Consider the following 10,686-nt stretch of genomic DNA (forward strand, 5'->3'; position numbering starts at 1 on the left):
GCCCCAGGGCCGTTCACGCGGGTCGGCCGACGACGAGCAGCGGCGGCAGCGCGGCGACGTCGGGCTGCTCGTCGAGCCGCCACAGGTAATCGAGCGCAGTGCGGATCTGCGTCGGGCTCCAGTGTCGCCGGCAGTTCTTCGTGAACTTCGCGTCGTAGTCGTCGCGCCGCATCGGCCGCGTCGGCGAGCCGGGCAGGTCGTCCACCTGCTTCGCGCAGGTCGTGCCGTCTTCGCACACGGCCGTCACCCGGTTCGGCGCCTGCGCCGGATAGCGGGCGGTCAGCGCCGGGTCTTCGTGCACCGTGATCCGCTCGATCAGCGCGCGCAGCGCCGGATCGCGCAGCGCGTCGTGCCGGTAGCTCTCGGTCGTGATGTCGCCGTCGAGCATCGCACGCGCGACGATGTACGGCAGGCTGTGATCGGCGGTCTCGTGGGTCGACGGCGCCCATTTTTCGCGGTCGCGGCCGGCCGTCACGTAGCCCACTTCGGTCGTGTGGATCTCGATGCGCCGGATGCGGCGCAGGTCGCCGACCTGCGCGGCGACGTCGAGCGCGGCCGGAATCGCGGTTTGCGTGAGCCCTTGCGCGGGATAGAACTTCACGAAGCACTTGCCGATCCGGAACGCGCCGCCGCGCCCGCCGAATTCGCGCGTGTCGACGGCGAACGGCCCGGACACCTGCGGAAAAAAACCCGCCATGCCTTCGAAGATCGGTGACGGGCCGGTCAACCCGGCGCGCGCGAGCTGCGTCGAGAACACCGCGTTGCGCGCCGCGTCCGCATCGGCGAGCGCCTTCCAGTTCGACAGTTGCTGGACGCGCGTCTGGTTCAGCGCGAGATGGCTGTTGATCGACAGGTTCACCGCCTGCACCAGCTGCGGCGCGGGCATGCGCATCAGCTTGCCGGCGGCGAGCGCGACGGCGGGCAGGCTGTAGCACGTGTGGTCCCAGCCGCGCGGGCTGATCGCGGCGGCGTCCATCAGCCGGCACGCGATCTCGTACGCGATCGCGATCGACAGGATCAGGTCGCGGCCGTTCGCATGCTGCGCTTCGGCGACGGCGAGGCACGCGGACATGTTGTCGCTCGGATGGCCGGTCTCCTTGCCGGCGTACGCGTCGTTGAAATCGTAGTAGCGCAGCGCGGTGCCGGTCGCGAACGCGGCAAGATCGGGGCTCGTGCGCTGGTTCGTGCCGACGATCGTCGATACGCCGCCCGGCGATGCGAGCGCCGCGTCGCGCGCGATCCGCACCGGGCGTTCGTCGTGCGCGGCGATCGCGCAGCCGAGCGCGTCGATCAGGTGCGCCTTGATCGTCTCGATCGTCGCGGCGTCGAGGTCGCGATACTGCAGCCCGGCCGCGTAGTCGGCGAGCTGTTGCGCGAGATCCGGGCTGTCGGCGGTGACGCCGGCGGCCGGCAGCGCGCCGGCGCGGGCATGGGCGAGCGGCAGTGCGAGTGCCGCGCCGGTCAGCGTGGCAAGGAAGTGGCGGCGGTTCATGGTGCGATGACTCCGAAGGTTCCTGAAACTGGGGGAGAGGCGAGCTCAGAACAGCTTGCGCAGGCCGAGTGCTGCGCCCGCGCTGCCGGCGCGGTCGGCGGCCAGCGAGTAGTGGAGGAAGTTGTAGTTGTAATTGTCGAAATCGAGCGCGGCGCGGCGCGCGTAGCCGCCCGCCAGGTACAGCGTGACGGCTTTCGACAGGAAGTAGTTCAGCTGCAGCGTGATCTGCTGCGGGTTGGCCGGGTGCGGCGCGGGCGTCTGCGCGTTCGGCGGATTCCGTACGCGGATGTCCTCGTAATAGAACGCGCCGATCGCCTGCAGGTAAGGGGTGATCATGTAGCGCACGCCGGCCCACCAGAACGTGTAGTGCGTCACGACCGACGGCGTGGCGACGCCGCTCTGGCCGTGCGTGACGCCGGCCAGCAGCTGCGTGCGGTCGACGGACACGATCGCGGCGGCGGCGTAGCGGCGGAAATGCGCGAAGCTGCCCGGCTCCGGCGTGTTGACGTTGTCGAACGCGGCGGCGAACGAGAAGGCGCCGCCGGCATAGTCGAAGCCGGCGCCGTAGGCGGCGTTCGACTGGAACGCGCCGGGCGTGCCGCCGAACGAATAGTGCGTTTCGAGCGTCAGCGAGCCGATCTTCGCCAGGTACTTGGCGACGTTGTTCTCGCGGAAGTTGACGCCGACGATCGCGCCGGCCGGCTCGTACAGCGTCGAGTACGCGCCCGTCGGCGAATAGCGCTCCATGACGTCGAACAGCGTCGAGTACTGGTGGCCGAGCCGCAGCGCGCCCCAGCGCTCGTGCTGCAGCCCGACCCACGCGGAGCGGTCGAAGCCGCCCGCGCCGGTGCCGGTGCCGTTGTTCAGGTTGATGCCGCTTTCGAGCCGGAACGCGGCCTGCCAGCCGCCGCCGAGTTCCTCGACGCCCTTCAGGCCCCAGCGCGAGCCGCTCTTGCCGCCCGACGCCATCCGCACCAGCGATGCCGACGACTTGTCGCCGGGCGCGGCCTGGTGGGTGAGGAATTCCGTATAGATGTCGGCCACGCCATACAGCGTGATCGTACTCTGCGCGCAGGCGCCGGCCGATACGAGGCCCAGTCCGCACAGTGCGGACATCCGCTTGCCCATGGCTTGTCTCCTTCCAGGGTTTGTTATTTATTTGAATGCGGCGCCGCGCCGGTCGAGCGGTGCGGCGGTGCGGCGGTGCGGCGGGGCGCCGCTATCCGGGCCGGGCGGCGAACGGGCAGCGGCGCGGTGGAACGCACGCGTGCACCGCGCGACGCGCGCGTGCGCAGGGATGAAGCACGGCGATGAAGGGCGGCGCGCGCATCACCGGGGCGCGCCGTCGGCACGCGCCTGCACGGCCGCGTGACGTGCGAGCACGCGCTTCGCGCGGGCGACGCCGGGCGCGTCGACCATCCTGCCGTCGACGCGCAGCGCGCCGCGCCCGTTCGCGCGCGCGTCGTCGTAGGCGGCCAGCACAGCGTGCGCGTCGCGCACCGCGTCGTCGTCGGGCCGGAACGCGCGGTTGAGCGCGCCGACCTGCCGTGGATGGATGCAGGTCGCGCCCGCATAGCCGAGCTCCGCGGACGCGCGCGCGAGGCGCTCGAACGCGTCGAGATCGCGCAGCTCGTCGAGGCCGCCGATGAGGCCGAGCGGCAGGATGCCGGCGGCGCGCGCGGCGATGATCAGCAGCTGCTTCGGCACGCGCAGCACGTCGGCGCCCGCGCCGCTTTCGCAGTTCAGCGCGAAGTCGCCGCCACCCAGCATCATCGCGACGACGCGCGGCGATGCCCGCGCGATCCGGTCCATCGACTGGAACGCGCGCGGCGTTTCGACGATCGCGACGATCCGCGTGCCGCCGGGCGGCACGCCGGCTTCCTCCTCGAGCGTGGCCAGCAGTTCGTCGATCGCCTCGACGTGCGAGCCGCCGCGCACCTTCGGCAGCACGACGCCGTCCACGCCGGCCCGGACGGCCGCGCGCAGGTCGGGCACCAGCAGGTCGAGCGGACCGTTGGCGCGCACCAGCACGTCGCGGCCCGGCGCGCGCAGTGCCGGCACGGCGTCGGCCAGCCCGTCGCGGGCGGCCTCCTTGCACGCGGGCGGGACGCTGTCCTCGAGATCGAGGATCAGTGCATCGGCGTCGCTCGCGGCGGCCGATGCGACGAAGCGGGGGACGTGGGCGGGGACGTACAGCAGCGAACGCCAGACGGGTTGAGGCGACGAATTCATCGTTGATCTCGTAAAATGAAAGTCACTTTCATTTTTGTGATGGATGAGGGCATTCGTCAAGATTATCGTTAACGCCTAGTTTCAAAGGCGGTTGCAAGAAGATGAGCGACCGAAGCCGCGCGGATTCATGTTGATGTCATCGATGATCTGCGTATAATGAAAGTAACTTTCATTTTTTAGGTGCCGGCCGCCGCGTCGCGGCGCGACTCTGCCGGCATCGCACGAGGTGGACATGAACAAGGTGGAGACAAGCAATCCGGCAGAGGGCGGCGTGGCCGCGGTCAACCGCGCGCTGACCGCGCTGCTGGCGTTCGGCAACGCGCCCGGCGGGCTGATGCTCGCGCAGGTCAGCGAGGAGACGGGGCTCAACATGAGCACGCTGTTGCGGATGTTCGAGTCGCTCGAGCAGTTCCGCTTCATCAAGCGCCTGCCGGACGGGCGCTATGTGCTGGGGCCCGCCGTGTTCCAGCTCGGGATGATGTATCGCGAGTCGTTCCAGCTGCGCGAGTACGTGATGCCGATCCTGTCGAAGCTGTCGGCGGAAACCGGCGAGACGGCCGCGTTCTACGTGCGCGAAGGCGACCAGCGCGTGTGCCTGTTCCGCATCCAGGCGCAGCGCTCGGTGCGCACGCATCTGCGCGAGGGCGACCGCTTCCCGCTCGACGTCGGCGCGGCCGGGCGCGTGCTGCTCGCGTTCAGCGGCACGCGCGGCGGCGACTACGAGAAGACGGCCGAGCAAGGCTACGCGGTGTCGATCGCCGAGCGCGACCCGGAAAGCGCGGCGATCGCGTGCCCGGCGTTCGGCGTCGGCCGCGTGCTGAGCGGCGCGATCTCGCTCGGCGTGCCGCGCTATCGCTTCAACAAGAAGGTGCTGGCCGACTACCTGCCGCGCGTGCAGGCGGCCGCCGCCGAGCTGACGCATGCGCTGGGCGGCGATCTGCCCGCCGCGGGCGCGGCGTTCCGCGCGGCCGACCAGCTTGGCGTGCTGCTCGAGTAGCGCCGTGCGCGACCGAGCGCGCGCACTTCGAAGTCCGCATCGAACGACGCACACACCAACCAGGAGACAAGCATGTTCGTTCCCGACCCGCAGGCCGCTCACGCGGCCGGCGCGCGCCGTCGCGCGTCCACCGGCCCGATCCATCCGAAACCGTTCGACGCCGGCGCGCAGGGGCCGCTCGCGGGCGTGCGCGTCGTCGACCTGTCGCGCCTGATGGCAGGCAACATGCTGAGCGTGCAGCTCGCCGATTTCGGCGCGGACGTCGTGAAGGTCGAGAGCGAGCGCGGCGATACGCTGCGCGCGGTCGGCGCGGGCGGGATCAGCACGAACTGGAAGGTGTACGGGCGCAACAAGCGCAGCGTATGCGTCGACCTGCGCGCGCCCGAGGGGATCGACATCGTCCGCCGGCTGGTGCGCGACGCGGACGTGTTCGTCGAGAGCTTCAAGCCCGGCGTTGCCGAGAAGATGGGGCTCGGCCCGGACGACCTGCTCGCGATCCGTCCCGAGCTGGTGATCGCGCGGATCTCCGGCTGGGGGCAGACGGGGCCGTACCGCCACAAGCCGGGCTTCGGCACGCTCGCGGAAGGGTACGCGGGGTTCGCGGCGATCAACGGCTTCGCCGATCGCGAGCCGGTGCTCCCGCCGATGTTCCTCGGCGACATGACGGCCGGGCTGTCCGGCGCGATCGCCGTGCTGGTCGCGCTGCATGCGCGCGACGCGCACGGCGCGGCGGGGCAGGTGATCGACGTGTCGCTGTTCGAGCCGCTGCTGTCGATCCTCGGGCCGGCCGCCGCGAACTACGTGATGACCGGCGAGATCAAGGCGCGCACCGGCAGCCGCTCGTCGAACACCGCGCCGCGCAACGCATATCGCACCCGTGACGGCAAGTGGCTGTGCCTGTCGAGCTCGACGCAGGCGATGGCCGAGCGGCTGTTCCGCGCGATCGGCCGCGCGGACCTGATCGACGATCCGCGCTATGCGACCAACGTGCAGCGCGTGCAGCACGCGGAGGCGCTCGATGCGATCGTCGGCGAATTCATTGCCGAGCGCGATCTCGACGCCAATCTCGCGTTCTTCGAGGATACCGGCGTGACGGTCGGGCCGATCCAGGACATCGCGCAGATCGTTGAGGACCACTACGTGATCGAGCGCGAGGCGCTCGTCGAGCTGCCGGACGACGACGTCGGCAGCCTGCCGATGCACAACATCACGCCGCGCCTGTCGGCCACGCCCGGCACGTTCCGCCGGCCGGCCCCCGCGCTCGGCGAGAACAATCGCGAGATTCTGCTGCCGCTGCTCGGCGAACGCGAATACGAGCGGCTCGCCGGGCTGGGCGTGATCCGCACGCGCTAGGCGCGACCTGCGACGCGGCCGCGAAGGACGGCCGCCGCACCCTGGACATTGCATGGAGGAGACACCATGAAGCCACGCTGGACCCATCGGCCGCCCGGTTCGAACTGGGGGGATTTCGGCCCGGACGATCAGAAAGGGCGCTTGAACTGGCTGACGGCCGACGCGGTGCTGCGCGGCGTCGCGGAGGTGCGCGAAGGCCGCGTGTTTTCGCTGAGCCTGCCGCTCGACGTGCCGCGCGGCGGCGGGCTGAACGCGCGGCGCCGGCCGCCGGCGATCATGCCGGCGCTGCTCGGCGACCAGCCGTATTTCGGCTATCGCGCGGACGAACAGGTTGCGAACGCAACCGACGTGGTCTGCGACGATTCGTTCTGCATGCACTCGCAGTTCTCGACGCAATGGGATGCGCTGTCGCACGTCGGCTCGCTGTTCGATCCGGCGGGCGACGGCGAGCGAGCCCGCGTGTTCTACAACGGCTACCGGATGGACGAGCACATCCAGGTGCCCGAAGCGGGCGCGCCGCGCGGCGGCGCGCGTGCGCTCGGCATCGAGGTGATGGCGCAAACCGGCGTGCAGGGGCGCGGCGTGCTGGTCGACCTGCGCCGCCACTTCGGCGACGAGCGGCGCAAGATCGGCTACGCGGAATGGATGGCGGTGCTGCGCGAGGACGACGTGGTCGTCGAGCGCGGCGACATCGTGTGCGTGCATACGGGCTTCGCCGATCGCCTGCTCGACGCCGACGCGCGCGGCGAGCCCGGCGCGTCGGACGTGTGCTGCGTGCTGGACGGCAACGACCCGTGCCTGCTCGAATGGATCGACGCATCGGGGCTCGCCGCGCTCGCAGCGGACAACCACGCGGTCGAGGAGCGCCCGCGCCATGCGTCGGCGCGCGAGCGGCCCGGCGCGCTGATGCCGCTGCACGAGCTGTGCCTGTTCAAGCTCGGCATTCATCTCGGCGAGCTGTGGCACCTGACGCCGCTCGCCGACTGGTTGCGCGCGCACCGGCGCAACCGCTTCCTGCTGACCGCGCCGCCGCTGCACCTGCGCGGGCTTGTCGGGTCGCCGGTCAATCCGGTCGCCACCGTATGAACGCCGGCGCCGCGCGCACCCCGCGCCGGCGCGCTGTCCGCCGCTGCGCGCAGCCCGCGCGGGCGAATCATCGAGGAGTCGCCATGTCCCATTCCCATGCGGCGTCGATTGCCGCGCGCATCGACCGCCTGCCCGCGACGGCCAGCATCTGGATGCTCGTGCTGTTCCTGAGCGTCGGCGGGTTTTTCGAGGTCTACGACCTGTTCCAGATGACCTACCTGCCGCCGGGGCTGATCCGCGACGGCATCTTTCACGCGGGCTCGCACGGCGTGCTCGGCATGTCGGACCAGGGCGCGCTCGGCGCGGCGACGTTCGCCGGGCTGTTCGTCGGCGAGATGTTCGTGTCGCGCCTCGCGGACCGCTTCGGGCGGCGCGCGCTGTTCACCGGCGCGCTGCTGCTCTACACGGTGGCGAGCCTTGCGATGTGCGTGCAGACCCATGCGCTCGGCATTCTCGTGTGCCGCTTCATCGCGGGCTGCGGCATTGGCGCGGAGTTGATCACGATCGGCGCGTTCCTGACCGAGCTGGTGCCGAAGGCCGTGCGCGGCCGTGCGTTCGCGCTGTGCTTCGCGGTCGGCTATCTCGCGATGCCGGTGCTCGCGCTGGTGTCGTGGCTGTGGGTGCCGCACGATCCGCTGGGCATGTCCGGATGGCGCTGGGTCGTGCTGCTCGGCGGCAGCGGCGCGGCCGTCGTCTGGTGGCTGCAGTCGCGGCTGCCGGAGTCGCCGCGCTGGCTCGCCCGCACCGGCCGCGAGGCCGAGGCCGAAGCCGTGCTGCAGCGGCTCGAGCAGGCGGTCGAGCGGGAATCCGGCCGGCCGCTGCCCGCGGTCCGGATGCCGGCCGTCGCAACACCGGCCGCGCGGCGCGCGCCGTCGATGTGGGATGCGCGGCATCGCGGCCGCACGACGATGCTGATCGTGTTCAACGCATTCCTGAGCATCGGCTTCTTCGGCTTCAGCCAGTGGCTGCCGACGCTGCTCGCCGCGCAGGGCGCGACCGTCACGAAGAGCCTCTGGTATGCGTTCGTGATCGCGTTCGCGTATCCGGTGTCGCCGTTCGTCGCCGGCCTGCTCGCCGACCGGATCGAGCGCAAGTGGCTGATCGTCGCGTCGGCGTTTGGCGTCGCGCTGTTCGGCACCGCGTTCGCGATGTCGGCGCAGGCGCCGTTCGTGATCGCGTTCGGCCTGCTCGTCACGCTCTCCAACACGGTGCTCGCGAGCAACGGCACCGCGTATCAGTCGGAAGTGTTTCCGACCGAGATCCGCGGGCGCGCGCTCGGTTTCGTGCATTCGATCGGCCGCCTGACGGGAATCGCGAGCAGTTTCATCGTCGCGCTGCTGCTCGAACGCGCCGGGGTGTCCGCGGTGTTCGTGCTGATCGGCGGCAGCATGCTGATCGTGATGGTGTCGATAGGGGTGTTCGGGCCGTACACCAACAACCAGGCGCTGGACGAGATCACGGACAGCAGCGAGGATGGCGCCGAGAACGCGGCGGCGGTGCGCGGGCTCGCCGCATTGCCAACCCGGCGTGTCGATGGGCGGCGTAAAGGAGCCGGGGATGGGGCGGTGTAACGGCGCCGGCAGCAACGGGGTAGGACGCGGATTCGAACGGTTTCAAGACGGCAGGCGCCGTCGCGCAGTCGATCGAGCGTCGTCGCGTCGCGACAAGATTGCCCGTTTAAAAACTCATCGGGCCGCAGACCCGCTACCATTAGCCGTTCCTTACACGTCTGAAAGGATATCGTTGGTTATCGGTAACTACGATAATTTCTATTGCAGATACGTCTCTACTCGCAAAACCGGCCTTCGACTACTGTAGCTGTCACGTTACTACCGAGGCCATACATGTCCAAACTCAATCTCAAACTACTGGGTCCATGCCTGCTCGCCATTGCGATCGACGCGATGGGGTTCGGGCTCGTGTACCCGATCATGGCGGCGATCTTCTCCGATCCCCAATCCGGCATCATCGGGGCCGATACGAGTCCGCAACTCCGCAATTTCTACCTGGGGCTCGGGTACGGCGTCTATCCGTTCTGCATGTTCTTCGGCTCCTCGCTGATGGGTGAGCTGTCCGACGGCTACGGCCGGCGGAAGATCATGCTGCTGTGCGTGTTCGGGCTGGCTCTCAGCTACTTATTGATGGCGCTCGGCGCGCTGCTGCCGAGTATCGCGCTGTTGCTGATCGGACGCGGCCTGAGCGGCCTGATGGCCGGTTGCCAGGGGATCGCGCAGGCCGCGATCACGGACATGAGCACGCCGGAAACCAAGGCGTACAACATGAGCATCATGTCGATCGCGTTCAGCGCGGGCGTCATCGTCGGCCCCGTGCTCGGCGGCGTCACGTCGGACCGCACGATCGCACCGTTCTTCAACTACGGCACGCCGTTCCTGCTGGTCGCCGCGCTGTCGGTCGTCTGCGGGCTCTGGACGTTCTGGTCGTATCGCAACGCGGTCGCGCCGACCGGCAACACGCGTGTGGACCTGCTGATGCCGCTGCGGATCATCTACCAGGCCGGCACGCACCGCCGCATCGCGTTCCTGTCGATCGTGTTCTTCCTGATGCAGGTCGGATACGGGCTGTATCTGCAGACGATCATGCTGGTGCTGCAGACGAAATTCCAGTACACGAGCTCGCAGCTCGGCCTGTTCAGCGGCCTGATCGGCATGTCCTTCGTGTTCGGGCTGATGGTGATCGTGCGGCTGATGCTGAAAATCTGGAGCGTGGTCGACATCGCGAAGACGGGCCTGCTGATCGCGGGCGTCGGGCAAGTGCTGTCGGCGCTGTTTCCGCACGAAAACACGCTCTGGGTGCTCGGCATGGTGGTCGGCTGCTTCGACATGGTTGCATACACCACCATGTACACCGCGTATTCGGACGCGGTGACCGAGGACCGCCAGGGCTGGGCGCTCGGTGTCGCCGGCTCCGTGATGGCGATCGCCTGGGTCGTGACGGGCTTCCTCACCAACCTGTTGCCCGTGCTCGGCGAGCTCGGCCTGCTGATGGTCGGCGGCCTGAGTTTCGTCCTCAGCTTCGTGATGATGCTGGCGTATGGCCGAAAGTGGTCCGTGCCGACCGTGTCCGTCGGCTCGCGCGCCTACGACTGATGTGTCTTCTCCCGGCGCGCGCATCGCTGCCGATCGTTCCGGCGCGGCGCGCTACATGTCGAGCGCGCCGTTCGCAGCCCGCGCCATCGCCTTTGGCAGATACTCCTCGATGATCTTCACGACGACCTGTGTCTTCGAAGGGACGGGCCGCGTGACCGGCAGCAGCGCATGCAGGTCGAATCCCGGTACCGTGTAATCCGGCAGCAGCCTGACGAGCCGGCCGGATTCCAGGGCGTCGATGCAGACGTGTTCCTGAAGCACGCCGATACCCGCGCCGTTCGTAAGCACTCGATCAGCACCGTAGCGTAGGTCGACGACGACGGGGAGCCGCGATGCTATCGGATGGGCACGACGTGAGCAGTAGACGGCAGCGACAGAGCCACGTTCCACGGCAGCAGTTCGTCGATGCGGTTGATCGG

General features: G+C 69.2%; 8 protein-coding genes and 1 pseudogene. 5 read left to right on the plus strand and 4 right to left on the minus strand.

Annotation, left to right across the window (positions count from 1 at the left end; genetic code table 11):
• Positions 1 to 13 precede the first annotated feature (13 nt).
• From ACPUER_RS25275 to ACPUER_RS25285, 3 genes are all read right to left on the minus strand, one after another.
• Positions 14 to 1,492 carry an MmgE/PrpD family protein gene (locus ACPUER_RS25275; RefSeq protein WP_425132421.1) on the minus strand — a complete coding sequence of 493 codons (1,479 nt, stop codon included), beginning with the start codon at positions 1,490 to 1,492 and terminating at the stop codon, positions 14 to 16.
• Positions 1,493 to 1,537: 45 nt separating this feature from the next.
• On the minus strand, positions 1,538 to 2,620 hold the full coding sequence (locus ACPUER_RS25280) for a porin (RefSeq protein ID WP_425132422.1): 1,083 nt from the start codon (positions 2,618 to 2,620) through the stop codon (positions 1,538 to 1,540).
• Between the two features lie 201 nt (positions 2,621 to 2,821).
• A complete protein-coding gene (locus tag ACPUER_RS25285; RefSeq protein ID WP_425132423.1) occupies positions 2,822 to 3,724 on the minus strand; it encodes an HpcH/HpaI aldolase/citrate lyase family protein in 903 nt (300 codons plus the stop codon).
• 232 nt (positions 3,725 to 3,956) lie between these two features.
• Here ACPUER_RS25285 and ACPUER_RS25290 point away from each other — a divergent pair, with 232 nt between their 5' ends.
• From ACPUER_RS25290 to ACPUER_RS25310, 5 genes are all read left to right on the plus strand, one after another.
• Positions 3,957 to 4,721 carry an IclR family transcriptional regulator gene (locus ACPUER_RS25290; protein WP_034184341.1) on the plus strand — a complete coding sequence of 255 codons (765 nt, stop codon included), beginning with the start codon at positions 3,957 to 3,959 and terminating at the stop codon, positions 4,719 to 4,721.
• 72 nt (positions 4,722 to 4,793) lie between these two features.
• Entirely contained in the window at positions 4,794 to 6,074 is a 1,281-nt protein-coding gene (locus tag ACPUER_RS25295) for a CaiB/BaiF CoA transferase family protein (protein ID WP_425132424.1), read from the plus strand.
• A gap of 66 nt (positions 6,075 to 6,140) precedes the next feature.
• Entirely contained in the window at positions 6,141 to 7,160 is a 1,020-nt protein-coding gene (locus ACPUER_RS25300) for a cyclase family protein (protein ID WP_425132425.1), read from the plus strand.
• A gap of 83 nt (positions 7,161 to 7,243) precedes the next feature.
• Positions 7,244 to 8,731: an MFS transporter gene (locus tag ACPUER_RS25305; RefSeq protein ID WP_425132426.1), complete on the plus strand. Its 1,488-nt coding sequence runs from the start codon at positions 7,244 to 7,246 to the stop codon at positions 8,729 to 8,731.
• Positions 8,732 to 9,004: 273 nt separating this feature from the next.
• A complete protein-coding gene (locus ACPUER_RS25310) occupies positions 9,005 to 10,267 on the plus strand; it encodes an MFS transporter (RefSeq protein ID WP_425132427.1) in 1,263 nt (420 codons plus the stop codon).
• A gap of 51 nt (positions 10,268 to 10,318) precedes the next feature.
• Here the strand turns inward: ACPUER_RS25310 and ACPUER_RS25315 are convergent.
• Positions 10,319 to 10,555: pseudogene (locus ACPUER_RS25315) on the minus strand (LysR substrate-binding domain-containing protein); the annotation flags it as partial.
• Between the last annotated feature and the right edge of the window lie 131 nt (positions 10,556 to 10,686).

The sequence above is a fragment of the Burkholderia sp. DN3021 genome, from assembly GCF_049805555.1.
Classification (GTDB): domain Bacteria; phylum Pseudomonadota; class Gammaproteobacteria; order Burkholderiales; family Burkholderiaceae; genus Burkholderia; species Burkholderia pyrrocinia_C.

Excerpts from the sequence above, each read along its gene's own strand:
- ACPUER_RS25300 (WP_425132425.1), top strand. The coding sequence starts at position 6,141 with ATGAAGCCACGCTGGACCCATCGGCCGCCCGGTTCGAACTGGGGGGAT.
- ACPUER_RS25310 (WP_425132427.1), top strand. The coding sequence starts at position 9,005 with ATGTCCAAACTCAATCTCAAACTACTGGGTCCATGCCTGCTCGCCATT.
- ACPUER_RS25275 (WP_425132421.1), bottom strand. The coding sequence starts at position 1,492 with ATGAACCGCCGCCACTTCCTTGCCACGCTGACCGGCGCGGCACTCGCA.
- ACPUER_RS25280 (WP_425132422.1), bottom strand. The coding sequence starts at position 2,620 with ATGGGCAAGCGGATGTCCGCACTGTGCGGACTGGGCCTCGTATCGGCC.
- ACPUER_RS25305 (WP_425132426.1), top strand. The coding sequence starts at position 7,244 with ATGTCCCATTCCCATGCGGCGTCGATTGCCGCGCGCATCGACCGCCTG.
- ACPUER_RS25295 (WP_425132424.1), top strand. The coding sequence starts at position 4,794 with ATGTTCGTTCCCGACCCGCAGGCCGCTCACGCGGCCGGCGCGCGCCGT.
- ACPUER_RS25285 (WP_425132423.1), bottom strand. The coding sequence starts at position 3,724 with ATGAATTCGTCGCCTCAACCCGTCTGGCGTTCGCTGCTGTACGTCCCC.
- ACPUER_RS25290 (WP_034184341.1), top strand. The coding sequence starts at position 3,957 with ATGAACAAGGTGGAGACAAGCAATCCGGCAGAGGGCGGCGTGGCCGCG.